24 protein-coding genes are annotated in these 24,941 nt (G+C 66.7%); 9 read left to right on the forward strand and 15 right to left on the reverse strand.

What is annotated here, in order from left to right; genetic code table 11:
• The first annotated feature begins 9 nt into the window (after window positions 1-9).
• Window positions 10-852, forward strand: a complete 843-nt coding sequence (locus tag ACFQPB_RS10640; RefSeq protein WP_382222854.1) for a symmetrical bis(5'-nucleosyl)-tetraphosphatase — start codon at window positions 10-12, stop codon at window positions 850-852.
• Window positions 853-874: 22 nt separating this feature from the next.
• Here ACFQPB_RS10640 and ACFQPB_RS10645 read toward each other — a convergent pair whose 3' ends face one another.
• Together ACFQPB_RS10645 and ypfJ are read right to left on the reverse strand one after the other, a co-directional pair.
• Window positions 875-2,305, reverse strand: coding sequence for a DEAD/DEAH box helicase (locus tag ACFQPB_RS10645; protein ID WP_382203472.1), 1,431 nt, complete (start codon window positions 2,303-2,305; stop codon window positions 875-877).
• Window positions 2,306-2,362: 57 nt separating this feature from the next.
• Entirely contained in the window at window positions 2,363-3,253 is an 891-nt protein-coding gene (gene ypfJ / locus ACFQPB_RS10650; RefSeq protein ID WP_382222857.1) for a KPN_02809 family neutral zinc metallopeptidase, read from the reverse strand.
• A 94-nt stretch (window positions 3,254-3,347) separates the two neighbouring features.
• Between ypfJ and rpsT the strand changes: the two genes are divergently transcribed.
• Complete coding sequence (rpsT, locus tag ACFQPB_RS10655) at window positions 3,348-3,650, forward strand: 30S ribosomal protein S20 (RefSeq protein WP_382203468.1); 303 nt, start codon at window positions 3,348-3,350, stop codon at window positions 3,648-3,650.
• Between the two features lie 136 nt (window positions 3,651-3,786).
• On the opposite strand, the gene ACFQPB_RS10660 is transcribed toward rpsT, so the two are convergent.
• Window positions 3,787-4,104 carry a DUF3579 domain-containing protein gene (locus tag ACFQPB_RS10660; RefSeq protein WP_382222859.1) on the reverse strand — a complete coding sequence of 106 codons (318 nt, stop codon included), beginning with the start codon at window positions 4,102-4,104 and terminating at the stop codon, window positions 3,787-3,789.
• 256 nt (window positions 4,105-4,360) lie between these two features.
• On the opposite strand from ACFQPB_RS10660, the gene ACFQPB_RS10665 reads away from it, so the two are divergent.
• The 4 genes from ACFQPB_RS10665 to ACFQPB_RS10680 are packed head-to-tail and all read left to right on the forward strand — an operon-like array spanning window position 4,361 to window position 7,767.
• Complete coding sequence (locus ACFQPB_RS10665; RefSeq protein WP_382222862.1) at window positions 4,361-5,566, forward strand: aspartate aminotransferase family protein; 1,206 nt, start codon at window positions 4,361-4,363, stop codon at window positions 5,564-5,566.
• Entirely contained in the window at window positions 5,563-6,519 is a 957-nt protein-coding gene (gene argF / locus ACFQPB_RS10670) for an ornithine carbamoyltransferase (RefSeq protein WP_382222865.1), read from the forward strand. The genes ACFQPB_RS10665 and argF overlap by 4 nt, the downstream gene beginning before the upstream one ends.
• Window positions 6,520-6,523: 4 nt before the next feature.
• Window positions 6,524-6,835 carry a YkgJ family cysteine cluster protein gene (locus ACFQPB_RS10675; RefSeq protein ID WP_382222868.1) on the forward strand — a complete coding sequence of 104 codons (312 nt, stop codon included), beginning with the start codon at window positions 6,524-6,526 and terminating at the stop codon, window positions 6,833-6,835.
• The gene (locus ACFQPB_RS10680; RefSeq protein ID WP_382222871.1) at window positions 6,835-7,767 is read left to right on the forward strand and encodes a class I SAM-dependent methyltransferase; all 933 of its coding nucleotides are present in this window, start codon (window positions 6,835-6,837) and stop codon (window positions 7,765-7,767) included. The genes ACFQPB_RS10675 and ACFQPB_RS10680 overlap by 1 nt, the downstream gene beginning before the upstream one ends.
• Before the next feature lie 10 nt (window positions 7,768-7,777).
• Here the strand turns inward: ACFQPB_RS10680 and ACFQPB_RS10685 are convergent, their stop codons facing one another.
• Genes ACFQPB_RS10685 through ACFQPB_RS10715 form a run of 7 tightly spaced genes read right to left on the reverse strand, consistent with a single transcriptional unit; the run spans window position 7,778 to window position 16,952 of the window.
• Window positions 7,778-7,927 (reverse strand): hypothetical protein, encoded by a 150-nt coding sequence (locus ACFQPB_RS10685; RefSeq protein WP_382222874.1) that lies wholly within the window; start codon window positions 7,925-7,927, stop codon window positions 7,778-7,780.
• Window position 7,928: 1 nt separating this feature from the next.
• Window positions 7,929-13,169, reverse strand: a complete 5,241-nt coding sequence (locus ACFQPB_RS10690) for a hybrid sensor histidine kinase/response regulator (RefSeq protein ID WP_382222877.1) — start codon at window positions 13,167-13,169, stop codon at window positions 7,929-7,931.
• The gene (locus tag ACFQPB_RS10695) at window positions 13,169-15,388 is read right to left on the reverse strand and encodes a methyl-accepting chemotaxis protein (RefSeq protein WP_417453389.1); all 2,220 of its coding nucleotides are present in this window, start codon (window positions 15,386-15,388) and stop codon (window positions 13,169-13,171) included. The genes ACFQPB_RS10690 and ACFQPB_RS10695 overlap by 1 nt, the downstream gene beginning before the upstream one ends.
• 14 nt (window positions 15,389-15,402) lie before the next feature.
• The gene (locus tag ACFQPB_RS10700) at window positions 15,403-15,909 is read right to left on the reverse strand and encodes a chemotaxis protein CheW (protein WP_382222882.1); all 507 of its coding nucleotides are present in this window, start codon (window positions 15,907-15,909) and stop codon (window positions 15,403-15,405) included.
• Window positions 15,910-15,927: 18 nt separating this feature from the next.
• Window positions 15,928-16,311, reverse strand: a complete 384-nt coding sequence (locus tag ACFQPB_RS10705) for a response regulator (protein WP_382203445.1) — start codon at window positions 16,309-16,311, stop codon at window positions 15,928-15,930.
• Complete coding sequence (locus ACFQPB_RS10710) at window positions 16,311-16,721, reverse strand: response regulator (protein WP_382222885.1); 411 nt, start codon at window positions 16,719-16,721, stop codon at window positions 16,311-16,313. Before ACFQPB_RS10710 ends, ACFQPB_RS10705 begins: the two co-directional genes overlap by 1 nt.
• A gap of 57 nt (window positions 16,722-16,778) precedes the next feature.
• The gene (locus tag ACFQPB_RS10715; RefSeq protein WP_382203441.1) at window positions 16,779-16,952 is read right to left on the reverse strand and encodes a rubredoxin; all 174 of its coding nucleotides are present in this window, start codon (window positions 16,950-16,952) and stop codon (window positions 16,779-16,781) included.
• A 117-nt stretch (window positions 16,953-17,069) separates the two neighbouring features.
• On the opposite strand from ACFQPB_RS10715, the gene thiD reads away from it, so the two are divergent.
• On the forward strand, window positions 17,070-17,990 hold the full coding sequence (thiD, locus tag ACFQPB_RS10720; protein WP_382203439.1) for a bifunctional hydroxymethylpyrimidine kinase/phosphomethylpyrimidine kinase: 921 nt from the start codon (window positions 17,070-17,072) through the stop codon (window positions 17,988-17,990).
• Between the two features lie 16 nt (window positions 17,991-18,006).
• The gene (gene hemL / locus ACFQPB_RS10725; protein ID WP_382222888.1) at window positions 18,007-19,299 is read left to right on the forward strand and encodes a glutamate-1-semialdehyde 2,1-aminomutase; all 1,293 of its coding nucleotides are present in this window, start codon (window positions 18,007-18,009) and stop codon (window positions 19,297-19,299) included.
• 63 nt (window positions 19,300-19,362) lie between these two features.
• Here the strand turns inward: hemL and ACFQPB_RS10730 are convergent, their stop codons facing one another.
• The 3 genes from ACFQPB_RS10730 to ACFQPB_RS10740 form a co-directional block, all read right to left on the reverse strand.
• Window positions 19,363-20,478: an acyl-CoA dehydrogenase family protein gene (locus ACFQPB_RS10730; RefSeq protein ID WP_382222891.1), complete on the reverse strand. Its 1,116-nt coding sequence runs from the start codon at window positions 20,476-20,478 to the stop codon at window positions 19,363-19,365.
• Window positions 20,479-20,492: 14 nt separating this feature from the next.
• A complete protein-coding gene (locus tag ACFQPB_RS10735) occupies window positions 20,493-21,674 on the reverse strand; it encodes an acyl-CoA dehydrogenase family protein (protein WP_382222894.1) in 1,182 nt (393 codons plus the stop codon).
• Between the two features lie 70 nt (window positions 21,675-21,744).
• Window positions 21,745-22,413 (reverse strand): YceH family protein, encoded by a 669-nt coding sequence (locus ACFQPB_RS10740; RefSeq protein WP_382222897.1) that lies wholly within the window; start codon window positions 22,411-22,413, stop codon window positions 21,745-21,747.
• A 16-nt stretch (window positions 22,414-22,429) separates the two neighbouring features.
• On the opposite strand from ACFQPB_RS10740, the gene purN reads away from it, so the two are divergent.
• On the forward strand, window positions 22,430-23,020 hold the full coding sequence (gene purN / locus ACFQPB_RS10745; protein WP_382222900.1) for a phosphoribosylglycinamide formyltransferase: 591 nt from the start codon (window positions 22,430-22,432) through the stop codon (window positions 23,018-23,020).
• Between the two features lie 4 nt (window positions 23,021-23,024).
• Here the strand turns inward: purN and ACFQPB_RS10750 are convergent, their stop codons facing one another.
• Window positions 23,025-23,246: a DUF3820 family protein gene (locus ACFQPB_RS10750; protein ID WP_382222903.1), complete on the reverse strand. Its 222-nt coding sequence runs from the start codon at window positions 23,244-23,246 to the stop codon at window positions 23,025-23,027.
• A gap of 8 nt (window positions 23,247-23,254) precedes the next feature.
• Window positions 23,255-24,880, reverse strand: a complete 1,626-nt coding sequence (locus ACFQPB_RS10755; RefSeq protein ID WP_382222906.1) for a peptide chain release factor 3 — start codon at window positions 24,878-24,880, stop codon at window positions 23,255-23,257.
• Window positions 24,881-24,941 lie beyond the last annotated feature (61 nt).

Here is a 24,941-nt window from a genome sequence, read left to right on the forward strand (position 1 = left end):
AATTTGTGCATGGCACTTTACATGATTGGGGATGTGCAAGGCTGCGACGACGCCCTGGGGCGGCTGCTGGCCCACATTACTTTTTCGCCCAGCCGCGACACGCTGTACCTGCTGGGCGATCTGGTCAACCGCGGCCCGCAGTCGCTGGCGGTGTTGCGGCGCGTGATCGCGCTCGACGGTTCAGCAAGATGTGTGCTCGGCAACCACGACCTGCACCTGCTGGCGCTCACACAAGGTGTGCGCAAGCCCCACAAAAGCGACACCTTGCAGGCGGTGCTGAGCGCGCCCGACCGCAGCCAGCTCATAGACTGGCTGCGCGCACAACCGCTGGCCTTGGAAGCCCACGGCTGGCTGATGGTGCATGCGGGGGTGTTGCCCCAGTGGACGGCGGCGCAGACGCTGGCCCTGGCAGGCGAGGTGCAATCGGTGCTGGCCGGCCCACACTGGGCGGATTTTTTGCACCAGATGTACGGCAACCAACCCAACCACTGGCACGACGGCCTGCAAGGCGCCGAACGCCTGCGGGTGGTGGTGAACGCGCTCACGCGGCTGCGCTTTTGCCGCACCGACGGGGTGATGGATTTCGACACCAAGGACAGCGCCGATGCGGCCCCAACGGGATTTGTGCCTTGGTTCGAGGTGCCAGGGCGCCGCAGCGCCGGCACGCCTGTGGCGTTTGGGCACTGGTCCACGCTGGGGCTGTTGCAGCGCCCCGATGTGCTGGCGCTGGACACCGGCTGTGTGTGGGGCGGGTGCCTGAGCGCGGCGCGCCTGCTGGACACACCAGGCCAGGTGGAGGTGCTGCAGGTGCGCTGCGAGCAAGCCCAGAAACCGGGCCTGATCACCACATGACACCACCCGAAGGCGGGCTCATTCAGGATTCGGTCTCGGGGGTCCGTTCGGTCGCCTTGAACAGGGCGGCCACTTTTTTCTTGGGCTTGATGTTGGGCGAGACGCTGCGCGCAGCGGGTTTGTCGGCCACCTCCCATGAGGGTTTGGCTTCGGGCGCTGCGGTGGGCTCGTAGGGTTTGTCGAAGAAGGGGTCGCTGGCCGGGCGCGGTGCGCGCGGCGCACGGGCCATCGGGCGCGCCGAACCCTCGTCGCGCTGTGGCTGCTGCCACACCCGCTGGCCGTCGTTGTAGCGGCCACCGGGGCGGCGCTCGGGTTCAGGCTCCACCGGCACGAACTCGGCCTTTTTGCCGATCAGCTTTTCGATGTCGCCCAGGTTGCGTGCGTCGCGACCGGTGACGAAGGACACCGCCAGACCCGATGCGCCCGCGCGGCCCGTGCGGCCGATGCGGTGCACGTAGTCCTCGGCGTTGAACGGGATGTCGAAGTTGAACACCGCCGGCACGTCCTTGATGTCCAGGCCACGCGCGGCCACGTCGGTGCACACCAGCAGGTCCACCGCGCCGGTTTTGAAGGCATCAAGCGCCTTCAGGCGTTCGTCCTGGCTCTTGTCGCCGTGCAGGGCGGTGGTGTTGAGGCCGTCGCGCTCCAACGAACGCGCCAAGCGCGCACAACCAAGTTTGCTGTTGACGAACACAAACGCCTGCTTGACACCCCGCTCGCGCAGGATTTGCTGCATCACGCGGCGCTTGTCTTCGTCTTCCACCCGGTAGAAACATTGCTCCACCGTGGACGCGGTGGCGTTGGAGCGCGCCACCTCGATGGTGACCGGGTCTTGCAGGTAGCTCGACGCCAGGCGTTTGATCTCGGGCGAGAAGGTGGCACTGAACAAGAGCGTGGTGCGCTGTTTGGGCAGGTAGCTGAGGATGCGCTGCAGATCGGGCAGAAAGCCGATGTCCAGCATGCGGTCGGCCTCGTCGAGCACCACGTACTCGACCTGGTTGAGCACACAGTTTTTGGCCTCGATGTGGTCCAGCAGGCGGCCCGGCGTGGCCACCAAGATTTCAACGCCCTTTTTCAGTTCCAGCGTCTGCGGCTTCATGTCCATGCCGCCAAACACCACGGTGCTGCGCATCTGGGTGTACTTGGCGTAGAGCTTGATCTGCTCGGCCACCTGGTCAGCCAGCTCGCGCGTGGGCAACAGCACCAGGGCGCGCACCGGGTGGCGCGCGGGCGAGGTGGAGGCGTTCTCGTGCTTGAGCAGGCGCTGCAACAGCGGCAGCGAGAAAGCGGCGGTTTTGCCGGTGCCGGTCTGGGCAGCGCCCATCACGTCATGCCCCTGCAGCACCACAGGAATGGCCTGCGCCTGGATGGGCGTCATGTTCTCGTAGCCCATTTCGGCCACGGCGCGCGCCAGTGTGGGCGCGAGAGACAGTTCGGAAAAAGATTGTGTCATTTCGGCCCGTATTGTCTCACTTTGCCTTCAGAAGGCCGAAATGCCGCAAAGCCCGCGTCACAGCGTGCGGCTGGCAAAGGTGTCGCAGGCCTGCACGTTGCCGGTCTTGAGGCCGGTGTGAAACCAGCGCTGGCGCTGCTCGCTGCTGCCGTGGGTGAAGCTGTCGGGCACCACCTGCCCTTGCGACTTGCGCTGCAATGCGTCGTCGCCGATGGCAGCGGCCGCGTTGAGCGCCTCTTCCACATCGCCAGGCTCCAGAATGGCGCCGCTCTTCTGGTTGTGGTGGGCCCAGATGCCGGCAAAACAGTCGGCCTGCAACTCCACCCGCACACTCATCTGGTTGTATTCGCGCTCGCTCACGCGCCCGCGCATCTGGTCCATCTTGCCGGTGATGCCCATGAGGTTCTGCACGTGGTGGCCCACTTCGTGGGCGATCACATAGGCCTGGGCAAAATCGCCAGGCGCCCCCAACTGGCGCTTCAAGGTGTCGTAAAAGCTCAGGTCGATGTAGACCTTCTGATCGCCCGGGCAGTAGAAAGGACCCATGGCGGCCTGGCCGGTGCCACATGCCGTGGGTGTGGCGCCACGGAACAGCACCAGGCGCGGCTTGGCGTATTGCGCACCGTTGGCTTGAAAGATCTGGCCCCACACGTCCTCGGTGCCGCCCAGCACCGAGGCGACAAAGCGGCCCATCTCGTCCGAGGGCGCGCTGGCAGGGCCAGCGGGGGCGCTTTCCACCTGTGCGGAAGGCGCCAAGTCGCCACCGCTGAGCACACTCAATACGGTCAGGGGGTTGATGCCGAGCGCCCAGCCGGCCACCAGCGCGATCACAACGGTGCCCAGGCCCACGCCCCGGCCGCCCAGGCGCCGCCCGCCGGGCACACCGCCACCGGGGTTGTTGCGGCGGTCTTCGACCTGGTCGGACTGGCGGTTGTTTTCCCACTTCATGTGATGCTCCCTCTCATTGTTTGGCCGTTTTCTGGCCCAAGGCTATAATGTAGGGCTTTGCTGGCAACATCCACAAACCCTTAAGGACACTCATATGGCAACCGCCAAACCCAAAAAGAAAAACCCCCGTCTGGCTTCTGGCCGCAAACGCGCCCGCCAGGACGTCAAACTGAACGCCGCGAACACCTCGCTGCGCTCCAAATACCGCACCGCTGTCAAGAACGTCGAAAAGGCTGTTCTGGCTGGCGACAAAACCAAGGCCACCGAACTGTTTGCCAAGATGCAGCAAGTCGTGGACATCGTGGCCGACAAGGGCATCTTCCACAAGAACAAGGCCGCTCGCGACAAGAGCCGCCTGTCGGCCAAGGTCAAGACCCTGGCCACCGCAGCCGCCTGACCTGCCTCAGGTCAACCGCCCGGGCCGGGCTCTGATGAACCCGCCCGCCGTTTGAATCGGGTGCGCTGCCAGCAAAGAAAAAGCAAAAACCGCCTTCGGGCGGTTTTTTGTTGCCTGTCGATGCAAAAAGGGTCGGTCAGCGGGGCCGCTCGTCCGGCATCAGGCAAGCCTCAACCACCTGCAACTCGTTGTCGCGCGCGAAGTTCATGCAGAAGTCCCAGGCCATGGGTTCGGCTTCGCGCAGATCGCGGTGGACCACCACACACTTCACACCGCCCAACGTGGTGGGAATGCACCAGGGCGAGTAGCTGAGGTGGCTGCCGGGGTGGGCACCGCCGGGACGGAAGGAACTCATGACACCCGCCAGCCGCTCGGCCCAGTCACTGGGCCGAAAGGTCTTGCCACTGAGGGTGACCCCCTGAATGAAGACTTCTTTGGCGGAAGGAGCGACCATGGGTGACGGCCCTGGAGAAAAATGGAGAAGGTGCAAGCGTACCGGGATCGCCGGGTGTTGCGGTGCAGCAAGTATTCTATCTTATATAAGACTTGAGGATGGCAACCGTCGGCTGGGCGCCCCTCACTGAAGGCATCACAGCCATGTCGAATCGTCACAGAACACAAGCAAACTCTGGGCCTAAAATCGGCTTTCAACGGCCCACCCACGTTGGGCCGACTGTTTTTTCAGGCCACGCCACCACGGAGATTTTCGGATGACCGCTCACATCGAAGCCGCCTCGCCCCATGTAATGAACACCTACGGTCGACTCCCGATCGCGATGTCGCATGGCAAGGGCTGCCGAGTCTGGGACGTGAATGGCAAAGCCTACCTGGACGGCCTGGGCGGCATCGCCGTCAACACCCTGGGCCACGCCCATCCCAAGCTGGTGAAGGCGCTGCAAGAGCAGATCGGCCAGATGATCCACTGCAGCAACTACTACCACGTGCCCGGCCAGGAGAAACTGGCGGCCAAGCTGGTGGAGCTGACGGGCATGGCCAACGTGTTCTTCTGCTCGACTGGCCTGGAAGCCAACGAGGCCGCGCTCAAGCTGGCGCGCAAGTTTGGCCACGACAAGGGCATCACCCGCCCCGAGGTGGTGGTGTTCGAAGGCGCCTTCCACGGCCGCAGCATTGCCACGCTGAGCGCCACCGCCAACCCCAAAATCCACGCCGGCTTCGGCCCGCTGGTGGAAGGTTTCGTCCGCGTGCCACGCAACAACATCGAAGCGCTGCGCAAGGCCACGGAAGGCAACAAGAACATCACTGCGGTGTTTTTCGAGGCCATCCAGGGTGAAGGTGGCATCCACCCCATGACGGTGGACTTCATGCGCGAGCTGCGCGTGTTGTGCGATGACCGCGACTGGCTGCTGATGATCGACGAGGTGCAGTGTGGGATTGGCCGCACCGGCAAATGGTTTGCCCACCAGTGGGCCGGCATCCAGCCCGACGTGATGCCCCTGGCCAAGGGCCTGGGCTCGGGCGTGCCCGTGGGTGCGGTGGTGACCAGCGCAAAAGCCGCCAACATCTTCCAACCCGGCAACCACGGCACCACCTTCGGTGGCAACCCGCTGGCCATGCGCGCCGGCATCGAAACCCTGCGCATCATGGAAGAAGACGGCCTGCTGGCCCATGCGGCCAAGGTGGGCACCCACCTGCAGACCGCGCTGGTGACGCAGCTCATGAACGTCAAGGGCGTGAAAGAAGTGCGCGGCCAGGGCCTGATGCTGGGCATCGAACTCGACCGCCCCTGCGGCGTGTTGCTGCAGCGCTGCGCTGACGCCGGCCTGCTGCTCTCGGTCACCGCCGACAGCGTGATCCGCCTGGTGCCGCCGCTCATCCTGAGCGCTGCCGAGGCGGACGAAATCGTGGCCATCCTGGTGCCGCAGATCAAACAGTTCCTGAGCGAGGCGCAAGCATGATCGCCACCCCCATCAAGCACTACCTGCAGTTCAAGGACTTCACGGCCGACGAGTACGCCTACCTGCTGCAGCGCGCGGCCTTCATCAAGGCCAAGTTCAAGGCCTTTGAGAAGCACCACCCCTTCGCCGACCCCGACCGCACCCTGGCCATGATCTTCGAGAAGGCCAGCACGCGCACCCGCGTGAGCTTCGAGGCCGGCATGTACCAGCTCGGTGGCAGCGTGGTCCACCTGACCACCGGCGACAGCCAGCTGGGCCGCGCCGAGCCGATTGAGGACAGTGCCAAGGTCATCAGCCGCATGGTCGACATCGTGATGATCCGCACCTTCGAGCAAACCAAGATTGAGCGCTTTGCGGCCCACTCGCGGGTGCCGGTCATCAACGGCCTGACCAACGAGTTCCACCCCTGCCAAATCCTGGCCGACCTGTTCACACTGGTCGAACACCGGCCCGCCACCAGCGGCAACCCGCTGGACGCCATCAAGGGCAAGGTCGTGGCCTGGGTGGGCGATGGCAACAACATGGCCAACACCTGGTTGCAGGCGGCCGAGCTGCTGGGCTTCACCGTGCACGTGAGCACGCCCAGCGGCTACGAGGTCAATGCTGAACTGGCCGGCATCAGCAACCCGGCCTGCTACAAAGTCTTCGCCGACCCGCGCGAGGCCTGCCGCGGTGCGGATCTGGTGACCACCGACGTCTGGACCAGCATGGGCTTTGAAGCCGAAAACGAAGTGCGTCGCCAAGCCTTCGCGCAGTGGTGCGTGGACGAAGCCATGATGGCCGTGGCCCAGCCCGACGCTATCTTCATGCATTGCCTGCCCGCTCACCGGGGCGAAGAGGTGGCAGCCGAAGTCATCGACGGCCCCCAAAGTGTGGTCTGGGATGAGGCCGAGAACCGCATGCACGCGCAGAAGGCGTTGATGGAGTACCTGCTGCTGGGACGCTTGGCTTGAGCACGTGAACCACTGCCAATCCTGCGGCGCCTGCTGCGCCAGCTTCCGCGTCGATTTTTCGGTGTACGAATCCGAAGAAGAAGGCGGCAGCGTACCGACCGGCCTGTGTGTGCCCGTGACCGACAGCCTGCGGCGCATGCGTGGCACCGACCACGCACGGCCGCGCTGCGCGGCGTTGTCGGGCCGCATCGGCGAGCGGGTGGGTTGCGGCATCTACGAGTGGCGGCCCAACCCCTGTCGCGAGTTTGAAGAAGGCAGCGCCGCCTGCGAACAGGCGCGCCGCCGCCACGGACTGCCTCCCCTGCCCACACGCTGATGCAAGCCCTGCTCGACACCATGGCGCAGTTGACGCGCTCCACCGATGCCCAGCGCGTGTTCCACGGCCGGGGCGGCCAACATCCCGGCTGCGAACGCTGGACACTGGACGCCTACCCGCCGGTCTGGCTGCTCACCTGTTTTGGCGACACCGACGAGCCCACCGTTGCGACGCTGCAGGCGGCGCTGGCCGCGCGCTGGCAGGCCATTGCGCCGGGCGAGCCGCTGAACCTGGTGCTGCAGTTGCGCCAGCCCAACCACAGCGAAACCCGGCTGCTGTGTGGCGCCGTGCCCGAACCGCATGAGGTGAGCGAAGCCGGCGTGCGCTACCGGGCGCACCTGCTGCGCGGCCAGAACCACGGGCTCTTTCTGGACATGGCTGAGGGCCGGCGCTGGCTGCGCGGGCATGCGCAAGGCGCCAAGGTGCTCAACCTGTTCGCCTACACCTGCGCGTTTTCGGTGGCGGCGCTGCAAGGCGGTGCGCGCAGCGTGCTCAATGTGGACATGGCCTCGGGCGCGCTGGCCACCGGGCAACAGAACCATGCGCTCAACGGCCTGACCGGCCGTGCCCGTTTTCTGCCCCATGACATCTTCAAAAGCTGGGGCAAGCTCACGCGCGGTGGCCCCTACGACATCGTGGTGGTAGACCCGCCCAGCTACCAGAAGGGCAGCTTTGTGGCGACCAAGGACTACGCTCGCCTGCTGCGTCGCCTGCCCGACCTGCTGGCCCCCGACGGCCGCGCCATGTTGTGTTTGAACGCGCCCGAACTGGGCAGCGATTTTTTGCATGGCTTGGTGCGTGACCACGCGCCCGGGCTGACCTTCGAACAACGCCTGCCCAACCCGGCGGCGTTCGCCGACACCGACCCCGAGCGCGCCCTCAAGGTGTTGATCTACCGCGAGCCGCCCCTGGCCACACCCACAGCGGGCTGAAGGCGCAATTTCAAGCGAGCACCGCCCGGTTGCGCCCCTGGTGTTTGGCCTTGTACAGGGCCTGGTCGCTGGCGGCCAACAGGGCTTCCACACCTGGAAAGGCCATGAGCGCCGGGGTATGTGGTGCCAGGGCCTGTGCCGCAGACGATTCTGCTGCCATTTCAGTGCGGCACGCCCAGGCGCGAATACCCAGCCACCAGGGCCAACAAGGTGTCCTCGGCGTACGGCTTGCCCAGGTAGTGGTCCACCCCCAGCTGCCGGGCATGCTCGCGGTGTTTGTCGGCGATGCGCGAGGTGATCATGATCACCGGCAGGCGCTTGAGCTCGGGATCTGCGCGCATCTGCTGCACCAGTTCAAAACCGTCCATGCCGGGCATTTCAATGTCGCTGAGCACCACCACCGGAAGTTCTTCGCGCAATCGTTCCAGTGCCTGTGCGCCATCGATGGCCAGCGCCACACGGTAGCCCTCGCGCTGCAGCAGGCGCTGGGTGACGCGGCGCACGGTGATGGAATCGTCCACCACCAGCACCAGAGGTGTGGTCGGCGCCGGCTGGCGGGACGCGCGTTCGCCGGCCTGGCGCAGCCACACCTGCGTGCTGGCGCCGTAAACGGCGGCCAGCGCAACGGGGTTGTAGATCAGCGCCACCGCGCCCGAGGCCAACACCGTCATGCCGGCCACGCCGGGCAGACGCGACAGCTGTGGCCCCAGGTGTTTGACCACCACCTCCTGGTTGCCCAGCACCTCGTCCACGTGCAACAGCACACGCTGGGTGGCGCTGCGCAGCTGCAAGACCGGCGCGAGCTTGCCCGACTCGCGGCTGCCCACCGACTGTTCCAGCAAGGCGCCGGCCCAGTACAGCGGCAGCGCCGTGCCTTGCGGCGCGAGCTCGCCCACCGGACCGGACGCGCGCACGATGGCGACATCCACGCGATGCACCTGCTCCACCAGGGCAGCGGGCACACCAAAGGTGAAATCACCCGCACGCAAGAGCAGCACCTGGGTGACGACGGTGGTCAGCGGCAACACGAGGGTGAAGCGCGCGCCGCGCCCGGCCTCGGTGGCCACCTCGATGCGGCCACCGAGCGACAAGACCTCGTTGCGCACCACGTCCAGGCCAATGCCCCGCCCGGCCAGCTCCGACACTTCGGCCACGGTGCTCAGCCCGGCCTCAAACACCAACTGGGTCAACATGGCGTTGTCCATCGGCGCACCTTCGGGTAGGCGGCCCAAGGCCACGGCCTTGTCGCGCACCCGTTGCAAATCCAGGCCGGCACCGTCGTCGCAGAACACCAGCGCGACGTCGTTGCCTTCCTGGCTCAGGGCGACATCGATCTGCCCCTCTGCGGGCTTGCCGGCAGCCACACGCTGTGCCGGCGTTTCGATGCCGTGCACCACGGCGTTGCGCAGCAGGTGTTCGAAGGCCGGCACCATGCGATCGAGCACGCTGCGGTCCATTTCAATTTGTGCGCCGCTCACCACCAGCCGCGCCTGTTTGCCACTTTCCTGCGCGGCCTGGCGCACCACGCGGTGCAGGCGTTCGGCCACGGTGTCAAAGTCCACCATGCGGGTACGCAGCAGGTCGCGTTGCAGCTCGCGGCTCTGGCGACCCTGGGCCACCAGGCCATCTTCGGTCACGTCCACCGCACGTTGCAGGTTGCGCTGCACCGTGGCCACGTCGTTGACCGACTCGGCCATGATGCGGGTCAGCTCCTGCACGCGGGTGTAGCGGTCAAACTCCAACGGGTCGAAAGACGCATCGACCACGCGGCCGGCCTGCAACTGGTGGGCCTGGCGCGACTGCAGTTGCGATTCGGTCTGCAGCTCCAGATCACGCAGTTGCTCGCGCAAGCGGGCCAGGTTGCCGGTGAGGTCTTGCAGCGAGGCGCGCAGCGTGTGCAACTCGTCTTCCATGCGCGAGCGGGTGAGCATCACGTCACCGACCTGGTTCATGAGCCGGTCGAGCAGATCGGGGCGCACGCGCACCGTGCTGGCGGCGGCACTGCTCACGCGGGGCGTGGGCACACGCGGCGCCAGCACACCATGGGCATTGGCCGGCTCCGCCTCGGGCACCGGGGCATCCGGCGATGTGAGCGGCACCGGCTCGGTGGTGGGTTCCGGCGCGTCAGGAGCGCTCGCATCGGCTTCGGGGGCCCCGGTGCGCAAGCTGTCCAGCCGTAGGCTCAAGGCATCAAAACGCGCCTGCAAATCGCGCAAGGCATCGGCCTCGCCAGCGCCGGGCACCACCGCTTCGGCGGCGCTTTCCATCTGGTGCGCCATGTCGCCCAGGCCCATGGCCCCGGCCAGCCGCGCGCTGCCCTTGAGGGTGTGCAGGTTGCGCAAGACCTCGGCGCGTGCGCTGCTGTTGTCGGGCCGGGCCACCCACTGGCGCAGGGCGCCGCCCAAGCGCGGCAGCAGGTCGGCCGCCTCTTCTTCGAACACGTGAAAGAGGTCGGCGTCAGGGATGTCGGCCGAGGGGCTGTCCGTCGGTGCGGGCTCAGGCAATAACAACGGCGCGGGCGCGGGTGCAGGCTGAGGCACCAGCAAGGCCACCCAGTCGCCGGTTTCGGGCCAACGGCTCAGGCGCTCCAGCGTGGGGCCGTCGGGCTCTTTGAGGAAACCGGCCGCAAACTGGTGCAGCAGGTGGCGCAGGGACTCGGCCACCGCCACGGGCAACTGGCGCGCTTCGTCGCTCAGGCGCCGGCCCGCTGGGACCGGCACCTGCCGCAGGCGTTCGATGGCGTGCTCCAGCGAGCGGGCGGCCTGGCCCAGCCGTTCAAAGCCGACGGTGAAGGAACTGCCCGCCAAAGAGTGGGCCCAGGCGACGGTGGTGTCGGGCGGCAAACGCTCTGGCCCCAAGGCCCATTCGGCCAACGCGTTGCACAGGCAACGCGACCATTCATCGGCCTCGTTGAGGTAGACATTGAACAGGTTGAGGCCGATGCGCAGCGGGCCGATGACCTTGACCTGCTCGTCGAAGGCTTCGAAAGCCGGTTCGGGTTCGGGTTCGGGTTCGGGCACTGGCTCGGGCACCGGCACCAGAGCGGGCTCGGGCGCAGGTGCGGCCGCAGCCAGGGGCAGGTACACCCCTTGATCGCGCAGGGCCTGGCCGCTGCGCTGAAAGGCCTCGGCGGTCCAAACCGTGGGCTGACCCTGCGCCAGGGCATCGACCCACTCGGCCATGGCGGCCAGCGCCTCGCGGGCCAGGTCGAGCAGGGGCGCATCGGCTGGCGCCTGCTCAGCCAAACGGGCGTTGAGCACCTGCTCCATGGCCCAGGCGGCCTCGCCGAAGTCGGACAAGCCCACCATGCGGGCACTGCCCTTGAGCGTGTGGAAGGCACGGCGCAAGGTGGTCATGGCCCCCAGCTGCGTGCTTTCGCGCGCCAAGGTCAGCACCGACTGCTGGCCACTGGCCAGCACCTCGCGCGCTTCGTCGATGAAGATGGCCAGCAGCTCGGCCTCTTCGTCGTCCGGGGTCGTCTCTGCGGGTGGCGCCTCCGCCGGCGCAACGGCCACAGGTTCGACCGCCACCGTGGTGACCTCGGGCACCGCCGCTGGCGCACGGCCACCCACTGCCACCAGCGGGCGCAGTTCGCCCGCCTCGGCATCAAAACGAAAGCCCCGCTGGGCCGATGCCGCGTGCAAGCCCAGCACGTCAACCAAAAAACCCAAGGCGCCCAGGTTGTGCACCAGGCTGCGCCAAGCGGGCGAACCCAGATCGGCACGCCCGGCCAGCAGGTCACTGGCGGTGGCCTCCATGGCCTGCGCGGTGCGCGCGGCATCCTGCAAGCCCAGCACCGACAACACGCCCTGCATTTGCGCGAAACGCGCGGGCAAGGCATCGAGACCTTGGCGTTGAGTGGGGTCGCGCGCCAAGCGGTCAAGGTGGGCCTCGGCCTCGGTTAAGGTGCGACGCACCTCCTCCACGACGCTACCCAGGGTCTGGCGTTCGCTCCATTGGCGGTAGAGCTGCTCCATCCAGGGCGCGAGGTCGGGCAAGGGCTCGCCCTTGGCCGCAGCGGTCACCCGCTGTGCCAACTGGGTGGCGCGCTCGCCCAGGCTGTCATCGAGAGGGTCGAAGTCCTGCAACGTCGCATCGAGAAACAGCAGGCCGGTGGCGACTTCCAGGGCGAGCTGTGGGCCCAGCCGGTCGGCTTGCCCGCCGAGGTGGTCCATGGCGTCGGCAAAGGCCTGCGCCAAGGGTGCCGCCGGCGGGCACACACGGCTGACGCTGTGGTGCAAGGCCCGCATGGCCTCAGGCAGGTCGGCCCAGGCGGTCGCGGCCAAGGGCCCGTCGTCGCTGGCCTGGGCCCAGCGCTCGCTGCAACGTTTGAGCACGGTCTGCGCTTCAGCCAGCAGTTCGGGATCGAGTTGCCCCAGGCGGACTTGCTCCACGTCCACCGGCGTGTGGTCGGTCAGGCCAAAGGCAGACCGCACCGCCTGCCAATGTGCGGCTTGCGCGGGGTCAGTCGGCTGGGCCTGGGCGCACAAAAACAACAAGTCGTGCACCAGCTGGTCGGAGACGTCACAACGACCCTGAGCCAGCGCGGCGTATTGGAGCAACACGCGCGAGGCCGCGCGTTTGGTGTGCACGTCGGGCGGCAAGCCGCTCTGGGCCACGGCGTCAAAATAACCGGCCGCCACGCGCCAGAAGGTGGCCACGGTGTCGGGCACATCGCTCTGCCCTGGGGGCACGGCAGCCGACAGCGCGTCACACAAACCAGCCAAAGCACCAGCGGCCGTGGGGTCGAGCGACTTGACCACGGGCAGGATGTGGCGGTCCAGCTGGGCGCGCAAGGTGGCGCCGTAGGCAGGGGCCGCCCCATCGGGTGGCAGGCTGCCGGGCAGCAACACACCGTGGTGCTCGAAAGCCCACAGGTCAGCCGGGTGGATGCGGTCGGCGCCAGCCAGGGTTTGCGCGTCGCGGTAGGCGGGGAACAGGTGCAGGTCGGACACCGGGCGCTGGCGCACGCGCCGCTGCAGGTAGTCGCTCAGGGCGGCGCTCACACGCGCCAACGTCACCAGCGCCGAGTCGTCACAGGCATCGGGCTTTTGCACGAAGCGCTGCACGGCGGCCTCCAGCGCGCGCAACACCTGGGCGGCGGCCACCATGCCCACCATCTCCAGCGCGCCCACGGCCTGGTGCAATTGCTGGCGGGCCATGCGCAGGTCGGCGTCGTCCACGCTGGACAAATCGGTCTGGCGCGCCAGTTGGTGGGCTTGCGCAAAGCGCTGCAGCGCCGCGACCGCATCGGTCAGACTGCGCAACACCTCTTCGTGCACCCAGGCCAGGGGGCTGAGGTCGTCCGCCTCCGAACGATCCGTCGCCGGGCCGCCCCAAGACGGATCAGCCCCCTCGGGGGGCAGCGACCCGCGCAGCGGTGGAGCGTGGGGGCTGTCCATCAGGCAATCCGGAAGCGCGACACCGACTGGCGCAATTCATCTGCAATCCGGGTGAGCTCACGCACCTGCTGCACGGTGGACTTGGTGCCCTCGCCGGTCTGCTCGGTCACGGCAAAGATGTGCTGAATGTTCTCGGCCGTGCCGCTGGCCAGCTCGGCCTCGCGCGAGGTGGAGAGCGCGATCTGGCCCACCAGCTCGGCCACCTGGCGCGAGTAGCGGTCGATCTCGGCCAGGGCCGCGCCGGCGTTGTCCGACAGACGCGCACCCTCGACCACCCCTTGGGTGGACGACTCCATGGCCAGCACGGCGTCCTGGGTGTCGGTCTGGATGGCCTTCACCAGATCGGCGATCTGGCGGGTGGCGTTGGCCGAGCGTTCGGCCAGGCGCTGCACCTCTTCCGCCACCACCGAGAAGCCCCGGCCGGCCTCGCCGGCAGAGGCGGCCTGGATGGCGGCGTTCAGGGCCAACACATTGGTCTGTTCGGTGATGCTGGAGATCAGCTCGGTGATCTCGCCAATTTCCTGCGACGACTCGCCCAAGCGCTTGATGCGTTTGGCGGTGTCCTGGATCTGGTCGCGGATGTGGTTCATGCCCCCCATGCTGGCCTGCACGGCCTGCAGGCCCGACTCAGCCGCCTGGGCCGATTGGCGCGCCACGTCGGACGAGGTTTGGGCCTGCACCGACACCTGCTGGATGCGCTGCGCCATGTCCAGCACCGACTGGCCGGTTTCACGGATCTCGCGCAACTGCTCGGTGGAGGTGGCCAGCAGTTCGATGGAGGTGTTCTCCACCGTGGCGGTGGTCTGGGCCACACGCTCGGCACTGGTCTGCACCTGGCCCACCAGGTTGCGCAGCTCCTCCACCGTGTAGTTGATGGAGTCGGCGATGGCGCCGGTGATGTCTTCGCTCACCGTGGCCTGTTTGGTCAGGTCGCCGTCGGCCACGTCCTGCAGTTCGTTCATCAAGCGCAGGATGGCGGCCTGGGTGGCGTCGTTGATGCGCCGTGCGTCGCGCTCTTGCGCGGTGGCCAGGCTTTGCAGCTTTTCAGCCGCGCCCTGGCGGCGCTGGCTGGTGCGCAACTGCAGTTGCACCAGGCCCCAGATGCACAACAAGGCCAGCACCGCCGTGGCCGCCGCCGCAAACAAGGCCACACCCGCACCTGTGTCGCTGTCGGCGCCGCGCCCGGACAACCCCTGCAGGCGCTGCAACAGGGGCTCAACGTCGCGCTGCAACTGGCGCTGCGCCTCACGCGGTGGTCCCACGTCCTGCAAGGTCGTCAGCAAGGCGTTGGTGGCGTTCAGCAACGCAGGGTGGTTGCGCTGCAACTGCTCCAGCAAGTCGCGCTGGCGCAGGTCGCGCGGCGGACTGCGGCGCGCGCTGGCAACGAGGACCTCGATGCGCTCCAGCATGTCGTTCACGTCTTGCCCCAAGGCCACCAGCGCAGGCGCAGAAGCCCCAGCGGGTGTGGCAAAGGTGACCGCCGCCAGCCGCACGCGGTGCAGCAGACGCGCGAGCTGGGCAGCGGCAGCCACGTCGTTGGTGGACGCGCCGTTCTGGAGCAGCTGGGCCAGCAGGCCATCGGCCACGTCCACCTGCGCCGCGCTGAGCTGGCGCACCTGGGCCAGTTGATCGGGCAGACGCAACAAGGCGTTTTGCTGAGCCAGCACCACACCCACCGTGCCCTCCAGGGCTTGGGCGGATGCGGCCAGGCTGCTGTCCACCTCGGCCAGCGTCTGCAGGTCGCGCCGCAAGCCCTGATCGGCTTGTTTCAAGGCATCAAAGGCCGCCCGCTCACCCGACACCGCCGCTGTGCTCAGCCGCACCACTTGCTGCGCCCCCAGCAATGCGGCCTGGGCTGGCGCGGCCGGCCCGGGCGCCGCCGATGTGTTGCGGTACCACTGGTAGGCCACCAACACGCCGGTCAACACGAGCATGGTGGTCAAGCCGCCCACCAGCAAGCGTTGGTGGCTGTCAGCGCTGCGGCTGCCCAACAAAGGCAGGGCCACGCGGTCGTCCATCGCCTGCTCCAGCGCCGCCGGGCGGGTGGCCGGGCCTGCGCCCTGCGCGCCGTGAGCGGGCACCGAGAGGATGGAATCGGAGCCGAAGGTGGACGAGCTCAGACCCGACGCGGGGTCCATGATTTCCGACGCGCTGGGCGCGTTCAGCGGAACGTCGTCCAGCGGGTCCCGGCGGCCGAAGAGGCCTCGCAATGTGCTCATCAACGCCATGGTGCTCAGGGGCTCCCGGTGCTGGCCGGGCGCTGGTGGATGTCAAGAAAATCGGCCCGCTCGCACAAGGCCAGCAGGTCCAGGTCGTACCAGACGTTGTCCTGCGCGTCGGCCAGCACCTGGCGCACAACGGGCGAGGGCACGGGCTCGGGCGCGGGGCGAAAGCTGTCGGCGCTGCGCAAGCCCAGCAGCTGGTCCACCGGCCACAACACATTGACGCCCAGCAGACCGCTGCCACTCACAAAACGGGCCTGGCCGGGTGTGTCGTCCGCCAGCGCCGGCCAACCCAGCCACGCCAGAAGATCGACCACGGTGTACAGCTCGCCACGCAGGGTGGTGACGCCCCGCACCCAGGCCTTGGCATGGGGCAACGGCTGCACGGCGGAGGGCGCGGCAATTTCACCCGACTGCGCCAACGGCACCAAGAAACGGTGGCCACCACAGGCCACACCCAGCCAGTGGGCGGCGGTGCGGCCGGCGGGTGGGGTTGGGGGTGTCTCCTGGGTCGTCATGGGTGCGCTGTCACAGCATCAGAGGCTGGCCCCCGATTGATCGACCGCGGCGATCTTGGCCAGCAGCAGATCGGCGTTGACCGGTTTGGTGATGTAGTCGCGCGCGCCCTGGCGCAGGCCCCAGACACGGTCGGTCTCCTGGCTCTTGCTGGTGCACAGGAACACGGGCACCTTGCCGTACTGCGGGTGGCGGCTCAGGTGGCGGGTGAGCTGGAAACCGTTCTGCCCGGGCATGACCACGTCCAGCAGGATCAGATCGGGCAAAGCCTCGCCCATCTGGCGGTAGGCCTCGTCGGCGCTCTCGGCGGTTCGCACGGAAAAGCCGTGGCGCGCCAACAGGTCGCGCAGGTACATCAGCTCGGTTCGGGAATCGTCCACCACCAGGATGTCATGGACCGCCATCAATGGGCTCCTGTCTTTTGTGTGGCCAAGGCCGCGTGTGCGGCCACAGCCTGCAGCAACTGGTCTCGGGTGAAGGGTTTGGTGAGGTGCTCTTCGGCCCCCACCATGCGCCCGCGCGCCTTGTCGAACACGCCATCGCGCGAGGACAACATGACCACGGGAATGCGTGCAAACCGCCCGTTGCGTTTGATGATGGCGCAGGTCTGGTAGCCGTCCAGGCGCGGCATCAGGATGTCGCAGAAAACAAGGTCGGGCTGGAAGTCGTTGATCTTGGACAAGGCATCGAAGCCGTCCTCGGCCAGCACCACACGGTGGCCGCCCTGCTTGAGAAACATCTCCGCGCTGCGCCGGATGGTCTGGCTGTCATCGACCACCAACACCTTGAGTCCAGAAGAAGTGATGTCGGTCATGAACAACTGCTTCCGGTCTTGAATTCGCTCAGACGGCGTCGGGCGCGGGGGTGGGCATCAGATCGCCACCATCTCGAAATCTTCCTTGCGGGCGCCGCATTCCGGGCAGGTCCAGTTCATGGGCACGTCGGCCCACTTGGTGCCGGCAGCGATGCCATGGTCGGGCGCGCCTGCGGCCTCGTCGTAAATCCAGCCACAAATCAGGCACATCCAAGTCTGGGGTTCGGTCATGATGCAGGAAAAATCATTGTCTTAAAATGGTTTCATTGTAGCCAGCCCCTAGGCAGCGCCCGTGGGCACGGCCGGCATCGCCAGACCGTCCCACTCACCACGCCCAGCGTCTTCCGAATGCCCTCCCCCCTTGATACCAACGCCACGTCCAGTTCGGGCGAGTCCGTCTCGCTGCCCTGTGTGATGGCCTTCAACGCCAACGACCCCAGCGGTGCCGGTGGCCTGGGCGCCGACGTGGCCGCCATGTCCAGCGCCTCGGCCCATGTGTTGCCGGTGGTCACCGGCGCTTATGTGCGCGACAGCAGCGACATCCACGGCCACATCGCCTTCGATGAGGAGGCGGTGGACGACCAGGCCCGCTGCGCACTGGAAGACATGGCCGTGCAGGCGATCAAGGTCGGCTTCGTGGGTTCGCCCGAAAACCTCAGCGCCATCGCCGAAATCGCCTCCGACTACCCCGACCTGCCGCTGGTGGCCTACATGCCCAGCCTGGCCTGGTGGAACGAGGTGGACATGGAGAACTACCTCGACGCCTTCGCCGAGCTGCTGCTGCCCCAGACCACCGTGCTGGTGGGCAACCACAGCACCCTGTGCCGCTGGCTGCTGCCCGACTGGGCCGACGACAAAGCCCCCGGCCCACGCGATGTGGCGCGCGCCGCCGCCGAACACGGGGTGCCCTACACCCTGGTGACCGGCATCAACGCCGCCGACCAGTACCTGGAAAGCCACCTGGCCACACCCGAAACGGTGCTGGCCACCGCACGCTACGAACGCTTTGAAGCCACCTTCACCGGCGCGGGCGACACCTTGTCGGCCGCGCTCGCCGCCCTGATTGCCGTGGGTGCCGACCTGCAGACCGCCTGTGGCGAGGCCCTGACCTACCTCGACCAATGCCTGGACGCGGGCTTCCAGCCCGGCATGGGCCACGCCATGCCCGACCGCCTCTTCTGGGCCCACGACGGCGACGAGAGCGAGGAAGACGCCGAAGACGGCGGCGCGGCGACCGACGATTTTCCGGTTGGCGACACCAAACACTGAACCACCCTCCCCCACCATGGACCACAACCAACAGCTTTTCGAACGCGCCCAGAAAGTCATCCCCGGTGGCGTCAACTCGCCCGTGCGCGCCTTCCGCGCGGTGGGAGGCACCCCGCGCTTCGTGCAACGTGCGCAAGGCGCTTATTTTTGGGACGCCAACGGCAATAAACACATCGACTACATCGGCTCCTGGGGGCCCATGATCCTGGGCCACGGCCACCCCGCCGTGCTCGAAGCGGTGCAGAAAGCCGCACTGGATGGCTTCAGCTTTGGCGCCCCCACCGAACGCGAGGTGGAGTTGGCCGAGGCCATTCTCGAACTGGTGCCCAGCATCGACATGGTGCGGCTGGTCAGCTCCGGCACCGAAGCCGGCATGAGCACCATCCGCCTGGCGCGCGGCGCCACCGGCCGCAAGACCATCATCAAGTTCGAAGGCTGCTACCACGGCCACGCCGATGCGCTGCTGGTCAAGGCCGGTTCGGGCCTGGCCACCTTCGGCAACCCCACCAGCGCCGGTGTGCCGCCCGAGGTGGTGCAGCACACCCTGGTGCTCGAATACAACAACGTCGAGCAGCTCGAAGCCGCCTTCGCCCAACACGGTGCCGACATCGCCTGCCTGATGATCGAACCCATCGCCGGCAACATGAACTTTGTGCGCGCCAGCGTGCCTTTCATGAAGCGCTGCCGCGAGCTGTGCACCCAACACGGCGCCCTGCTGGCGTTTGACGAGGTGATGACCGGCTTCCGCGTCGCGCTCGGCAGCGCGCAAAGCGTCTACGCGCAGTTAATTCCTGGCTTCGAGCCCGACATGACTGTGATGGGCAAGGTGATCGGCGGAGGCATGCCACTGGCCGCCTTCGGCGCCAAGCGCGCGGTGATGGAACACCTGGCCCCGCTGGGCGGCGTCTACCAGGCCGGCACCCTGAGCGGCAACCCGGTCGCCACCGCGTGTGGTCTGGCCACCCTCAAGGAAATCCGCAAGCCCGGCTTCTTCGAGGCCTTGTCGGCCCGCACCCAGTCGCTGGTGGCCGGCCTTGCCGCCGCCGCCAACGAGGCCGGCGTGCCCTTCCGTGGCGACAGCCAGGGCGGCATGTTCGGCTTCTTCCTGCTCGACCACCTGCCGCAGAACTACGCCGCCGTGATGAAAACCGACGGCCCGCGCTTCAACCGCTTCTTCCACGGCATGCTGGATCGCGGCGTCTACTTCGCGCCCGCGCTGTACGAGGCCGGCTTTGTCAGCGCCGCCCACACCGAGGCCGATGTGGCCGAGACGGTGGCGGCGGCCAAAGAGGTGTTTGCTTCGCTCTGAGCGATTGCCAAAAAACACAAGGGGCGCCATGGCGCCCCTTGTTGTTGGTGGCGTTGCCTGTGGTCAGGCAAACACCCCCGCCGTGTCCTGCATCCGGGCCGACACCTCACCCAGCTGGTGCAGCGTGTCGCCCCAGGTGATTTCGAGCTGGGTCAACTTCTTGAAGCAGTGGCTGACGATGTACTCGTCGGTCACGCCGATGCCGCCGTGCAGCTGCACCGCCTGCTGCCCCACAAAACGCATGCTGGTGCCCAACTGGTACTTGGCGCGCGCCATGGCGCGGCGGCGCTCGTCGGCCGAAGCGTTGAGCTTGAGGCTGGCGTAGTAGCTCATGGAGCGGGCCAGTTCGAGCTGCATCTTCATGTCGGCGACGCGGTGGCGCAGGGCCTGGAAGGTGGCAATGGCCACGCCAAACTGCTTGCGCGTGTTCATGTAGTCGACGGTGATGGCCAGGGTCTGGTCCATCACGCCCACGGCTTCAGCGCACAAGGCGGCGATGCCGATGTCGATGCCGTGCTCCAGGGCGGTCTGGCCGTCGGTGGTGATGAGGGTGGCCGGGCTGTTGGCCAGCGTCACATCGGCGGCGCGGCCGCCATCCTGCGTGAGGTAGCCGCGTGTGGCCTCGCCCGCCGCAGCGCGCTCCACCACAAACAGCGCCAGTTGGCCGTTCGCCATGGCCGGCACCACAAAGGCGTCCGCCTGGTCACCGGCGGGCACCACGTTTTTGGTGCCACTGAGCGTCCAGCCAGCGCCGGCGGCCGTTGCCACGGTGTCGCAGACATCGCTGCGGTACCGGGCGCGGCGCTCCTGGTGGGCCAGCACGACCAGTTTTTCACCGCTGGCGATGCCGGGCAGCCAGGCAGCCTTCACATCGGCGTTGCCATACGCGCTGATGACACCGCTGCACACCAGCGTTTGCGCCAAGGGCTCCAGCACCATGCCCCGGCCGAGTTGCTCCATGACCACCATGGCTTCCACCGGGCCCATGTTCAAGCCCCCGTCGTCTTCGGACACGTAGAGCCCGGCCAAGCCCAGCTCGGCCAGTTCGTTGTAGGCCTCGCGCGAGAAACCACCGGCAGCGGTGATGGCACGGCGGCGTTCGAAGCCGTAGCCTTTTTCCACCCACTTGGCGACGGCGTCGCGCAGTTGTTGCTGATCGTCGGAAAAATCGAAATCCATGTGGTGTCTCCTGATCAGCCCAAAACGGTTTGAGCAACGATGTTGCGCTGCACTTCATTTGAACCACCGTAGATGGTGGTCTTGCGCATGTTGAAGTAGGTGGACGCCAGCGGCGCGTTGGCCCAGCTGCCACCAGGGAAGTCGCCCTGCCAGCCGGCTTCCATGGCCTCTTCGATGAAGGGCAGGCTGTAAGGGCCAGCAGCCAGCATCATGAGTTCGCTGTAGCGCTGCTGGATTTCGCTGCCCTTGATCTTGAGCAGGCCCGCGATGTCGAGCGAGTTCTTGCCCGATTTTTCGGCCGAGAGCACCCGCAACACCAGCATCTCCAGGGCCACCACGTCCACCTCGAGCTTGGCGATCTCGTCGCGGAAACGTGTGTCGTCCCACACGCCTTCGGTCTTGGCGATGCGCTTCAAGCGCTCCAGCTCGCGTTTGGCGCGGTTGACGTCGGCGATGTTGGTGCGCTCGTGGCTCAGCAGGTGTTTGGCGTAGGTCCAGCCCTTGTTCTCCTCGCCAATCAGGTTTTCGGCCGGCACCACCACGTTGTCGAAGAAGACCTCATTGACCTCGCACTCACCATCCAGCAGCTTGATGGGGCGCACGGTGACGCCCGGCGATTTCATGTCGATCAGCAGGAAGCTGATGCCGGTCTGCGGCTTGCCCTCGGTGCTGGTGCGCACCAGGCAAAAAATCCACTCGCCGTACTGGCCCAGGGTGGTCCAGGTTTTTTGGCCGTTGACCAGGTAGGTGTTGCCCTGGCGCTCGGCGCGGGTCTTGACGGAGGCCAGGTCGGAACCCGAGCCCGGCTCGCTGTAACCCTGGCTCCACCACACCTCGCCGCTGGCGATGCCGGGCAGGAAACGCTCTTGCTGCTCCTTGTTGCCAAACGCCATGATCACAGGCGCCACCATCACAGGCCCGAAGGGCACGATACGCGGCGCGCCAGCCAGGGCACACTCTTCTTCGAACAGGTGTTTTTGCACCGCGTTCCAGCCCGGGCCACCAAATTGCTTGGGCCAGCCGTAACCCAGCCAGCCTTTTTTGCCCAAAATCTTGGCCCATCGCTGCATGTCGTCGCGGCTCAATCGCAGCGCGTTGTGCACCTTGTGCGCAATGTCGGCGGGCAGGTTGTTTTTGACCCAGGCGCGGATTTCCTCGCGGAAAGCCTGCTCCTCAGGGGTGAATGCCAAATCCATGGATGTCTCCGGTGAAACTTGCCGGCCAGCCTGGCAGGCAATGCGCGATTATTAGCACGGTCGTTCGTTTTTATTGTCCAGAGGGCGACAAGCCCAGCTCGCTGCACACGCGCTCCAGTGTGGCCCGCAGCGCCGCCACCTCGGCCTCCAGCGCCGCGATGCGGTCGTGTGTGGCCGCGCCACCCGCACTGGGTGCAGGTGCCCCGAGCGCGTCCACGTCCACCGGGCCACACAGCAGGTGCGCCCAGCGCTGCTCGCGCGCGCCAGGCGCCCGTGGCAGTTTGACAACCAAAGCCCCGCCCTTTTCTTCCGCGCGTTCCTGCAGTTCGTCCAGAAAACCCTCCACCGACGAGATGTCGGCAAAGCGGTACCAGCGCTCGGCGTTCAAGCGCAACTCGCCCGCCGTCTGAGGCCCACGCAGCATGAGCAGGCCGAGCAGCACGGCACTTTGTTCGGGCACGCCGTAGGCTTTCTGGAACTGGTGGCCAAAACGGGCGGCGCGCCCGCCACTGGTTTCGGTGACCAGGCCCAGTTCGCGCAGCTCTTCCAGCGCGGCCACCGCCTCCGATTCCGCCAGGTTCATCACGGGCTCGCGGCTGGTTTTCTGGTTACAGCCGCTGAGCAAGGCGTTCAGCGTCATGGGGTAGGTGTCGGGCACGGTGCGCGCTTTTTCCATCAGGGTGGACAACACGCGTGCCTCCACGGGCGACAAGGGGCGGATGGCGGTGGGTGGGGTCATTACACTCCTCGGTTCTATGTCGGTTCAAGCCAAAAACATCGTCATTCTGATCTCGGGCACGGGCTCGAACATGGCCGCCATTGTGCGCGCCGCCGAGCGGGGCCAGTGGGCGCGGCGCCACCACGCGCAGGTGGCCGCCGTCATCAGCAACAAGGCCGATGCGGCTGGTTTGGGGTTTGCCAAAGAACACGGCATTGCCACCGCCGTGGTCGACCACAAAGCGTTTGACACCAGGGAAGCATTCGACACCGCTCTGGCGGCCGAAATCGACCGCCACCAGCCCACGCTGGTGGTGCTGTCGGGCTTCATGCGCATCCTCACGCCGGGGTTTGTGGCGCACTACGCGGGCCGGCTGATCAACATCCACCCCAGCCTGCTGCCCGCCTTCACCGGGCTGAACACGCACCAGCGCGCCATCGACATGGGTTGTCGTTTTGCCGGCGCCACCGTGCACCGCGTGACCGCTGAGCTGGACCACGGCGACATCCTGGACCAGGCGGTGGTGCCGGTGTTGCCCAACGACACGGCCGCGACGCTGGCCGCTCGCGTGCTTACCCAGGAGCACCTGATCTACCCACGCGCTGTGGAGCGGTTGATCGCGGACTGACGCTTCAACGGCTGTGCCGCTGGCGCAGCGGCAACAGGAGATCACCCAGCCCGTTGTGGTCGACCTCGTGCATCAGCGCCAGCAAGCGGCCAATGTCACCGGGCGGAAAACCTTCGCGGGCAAACCAGTTGAGGTAGTTGCCCGGCAGATCGGCGATGACCCGCCCCTTGTACTTGCCATAGGGCATCTGGACGGTGAGCAGGCGCTCCAGATCCTCGGGTCTCATGCCAAACCTCAGACGCCTTTGTGGAACACCAGGCCAGCGTGCTCGCGCATGGCGTGGAACTTGATCTTGGGCCAGTTGGCCTCCACCGCGCGCAGGGTGGCCGCGTGGTCCACCAGCAGCGTGGGGGCATCCACCGCGTCCAGCGCCACGCGGTGGCTGTTGGCGTCGATGAAACGTTTGAGTTCGACCTCGCCGCCGTCCTCGGGCGCACAGGTCACCCAGCGCGCCACCTGGTAGGGGCTGCCCATGATGCGGGCCTTGACACCGTACTCGTGCTCCAGCCGGTGCGCCACCACCTCAAACTGCAGTTGACCCACGGCGCCCAGCAGCAACACCGAACCCGCCACCGGGCGGAACACCTGAATCGCGCCCTCTTCGCCCAACTGGGTGAGGCCGGCCTTGAGCTGTTTGGTGCGCAACGGGTCGGCCACTTCCACGCTGCGGATGATTTCGGGCGCGAAAAACGGCAGGCCGGTGAACTGCAGCGCTTCGCCTTCGGTCAGCGTGTCGCCCAGTTGCAGCACCCCGTGGTTGGGAATACCGATGATGTCGCCGGCAAAGGCCTCGTCGAGCAGTTCGCGGCGCTGTGACAAGAAGGACACCACGGTGTTGGGCCGCAACTCTTTGCCGCTGCGCACCACCTTCAGGCGCATGCCGCGCTCGAAGTGGCCAGAGGCCACGCGCACAAAGGCGATGCGGTCGCGATGCGCCGGGTCCATGTTGGCCTGGATCTTGAACACCACGCCACTGAACTTGGGCTCGTCCGGGTGCACCACCCGCTGGATGGCGGGGCGCTCCGACGGTGGGGGCGCCAGATCGACCAGGGCGTCCAGCACCTCGCGCACCCCAAAGTTGTTGACGGCCGAGCCGAACAGCATGGGCGTTTGTTTGCCGGCCAGGAATTCGGCCTCTTCAAAAGCGGGGGAGGCACCGGCCACCAGCTCCAGCTCATCGCGGGCCTGCTCGAATTCGCTGCCAAAACGCTTGAGGCTTTCGGGGTTGTCCAGTCCGGCCAGCACTTCCTCGTCGCCACCACGTTTGTCTTCGCCTGCGGCAAACACGCGCATCTGGTCGGTGCGGCGGTCGTACACGCCACGGAAGGTCTTGCCCATGCCCACCGGCCAGGTGAAAGGCACCACGGTCATGCCCAGCTCGCGCTCGATCTCATCCATCAGGTCCAACGGCTGCTGCACCTCACGGTCCATCTTGTTCACAAAGGTAAGGATGGGGGTGTTGCGGGCGCGGCAAACCTGCAGCAGGCGCCGCGTCTGGGGTTCCACGCCGTTGCCGGCGTCGATGACCATGAGTGCCGCGTCCACGGCGGTGAGCACGCGGTAGGTGTCTTCAGAGAAGTCTTGGTGGCCCGGGGTGTCCAGCAGGTTGATGACGCAGTCGCGGTACTCCATCTGCATCACCGACGAAGCCACCGAAATGCCACGCTGCTTTTCAATCTCCATCCAGTCGGACGTGGCGTGGCGTGCGGCCTTGCGCGCCTTGACCGAGCCCGCGATGTTGATCGCGCCCGAGAACAGCAGCAGCTTCTCGGTCAGCGTGGTTTTACCGGCGTCGGGGTGGGAGATGATGGCGAAAGTGCGGCGGCGCCGGGTTTCGCTGGGAATTCTGCTGCTGTCCATGGCTGTGCTTGTGCGGCGCCGCGTGCTGCGGCGAACCTGTGATTATCGGATGCCGGCGGGG

The organism is Hydrogenophaga atypica, assembly GCF_042665215.1.
Classification (GTDB): Bacteria; Pseudomonadota; Gammaproteobacteria; order Burkholderiales; family Burkholderiaceae_C; genus Hydrogenophaga; species Hydrogenophaga defluvii_A.

Excerpts from the sequence above, each read along its gene's own strand:
- ACFQPB_RS10640 (WP_382222854.1), top strand. The coding sequence starts at position 10 with ATGGCACTTTACATGATTGGGGATGTGCAAGGCTGCGACGACGCCCTG.
- ACFQPB_RS10645 (WP_382203472.1), bottom strand. The coding sequence starts at position 2,305 with ATGACACAATCTTTTTCCGAACTGTCTCTCGCGCCCACACTGGCGCGC.
- ypfJ (WP_382222857.1), bottom strand. The coding sequence starts at position 3,253 with ATGAAGTGGGAAAACAACCGCCAGTCCGACCAGGTCGAAGACCGCCGC.
- rpsT (WP_382203468.1), top strand. The coding sequence starts at position 3,348 with ATGGCAACCGCCAAACCCAAAAAGAAAAACCCCCGTCTGGCTTCTGGC.
- ACFQPB_RS10660 (WP_382222859.1), bottom strand. The coding sequence starts at position 4,104 with ATGGTCGCTCCTTCCGCCAAAGAAGTCTTCATTCAGGGGGTCACCCTC.
- ACFQPB_RS10665 (WP_382222862.1), top strand. The coding sequence starts at position 4,361 with ATGACCGCTCACATCGAAGCCGCCTCGCCCCATGTAATGAACACCTAC.
- argF (WP_382222865.1), top strand. The coding sequence starts at position 5,563 with ATGATCGCCACCCCCATCAAGCACTACCTGCAGTTCAAGGACTTCACG.
- ACFQPB_RS10680 (WP_382222871.1), top strand. The coding sequence starts at position 6,835 with ATGCAAGCCCTGCTCGACACCATGGCGCAGTTGACGCGCTCCACCGAT.
- ACFQPB_RS10685 (WP_382222874.1), bottom strand. The coding sequence starts at position 7,927 with ATGGCAGCAGAATCGTCTGCGGCACAGGCCCTGGCACCACATACCCCG.
- ACFQPB_RS10690 (WP_382222877.1), bottom strand. The coding sequence starts at position 13,169 with ATGGACAGCCCCCACGCTCCACCGCTGCGCGGGTCGCTGCCCCCCGAG.
- ACFQPB_RS10695 (WP_417453389.1), bottom strand. The coding sequence starts at position 15,388 with ATGAGCACATTGCGAGGCCTCTTCGGCCGCCGGGACCCGCTGGACGAC.
- ACFQPB_RS10700 (WP_382222882.1), bottom strand. The coding sequence starts at position 15,909 with ATGACGACCCAGGAGACACCCCCAACCCCACCCGCCGGCCGCACCGCC.
- ACFQPB_RS10705 (WP_382203445.1), bottom strand. The coding sequence starts at position 16,311 with ATGGCGGTCCATGACATCCTGGTGGTGGACGATTCCCGAACCGAGCTG.
- ACFQPB_RS10710 (WP_382222885.1), bottom strand. The coding sequence starts at position 16,721 with ATGACCGACATCACTTCTTCTGGACTCAAGGTGTTGGTGGTCGATGAC.
- ACFQPB_RS10715 (WP_382203441.1), bottom strand. The coding sequence starts at position 16,952 with ATGACCGAACCCCAGACTTGGATGTGCCTGATTTGTGGCTGGATTTAC.
- thiD (WP_382203439.1), top strand. The coding sequence starts at position 17,070 with ATGCCCTCCCCCCTTGATACCAACGCCACGTCCAGTTCGGGCGAGTCC.
- hemL (WP_382222888.1), top strand. The coding sequence starts at position 18,007 with ATGGACCACAACCAACAGCTTTTCGAACGCGCCCAGAAAGTCATCCCC.
- ACFQPB_RS10730 (WP_382222891.1), bottom strand. The coding sequence starts at position 20,478 with ATGGATTTCGATTTTTCCGACGATCAGCAACAACTGCGCGACGCCGTC.
- ACFQPB_RS10735 (WP_382222894.1), bottom strand. The coding sequence starts at position 21,674 with ATGGATTTGGCATTCACCCCTGAGGAGCAGGCTTTCCGCGAGGAAATC.
- ACFQPB_RS10740 (WP_382222897.1), bottom strand. The coding sequence starts at position 22,413 with ATGACCCCACCCACCGCCATCCGCCCCTTGTCGCCCGTGGAGGCACGC.
- purN (WP_382222900.1), top strand. The coding sequence starts at position 22,430 with ATGTCGGTTCAAGCCAAAAACATCGTCATTCTGATCTCGGGCACGGGC.
- ACFQPB_RS10750 (WP_382222903.1), bottom strand. The coding sequence starts at position 23,246 with ATGAGACCCGAGGATCTGGAGCGCCTGCTCACCGTCCAGATGCCCTAT.
- ACFQPB_RS10755 (WP_382222906.1), bottom strand. The coding sequence starts at position 24,880 with ATGGACAGCAGCAGAATTCCCAGCGAAACCCGGCGCCGCCGCACTTTC.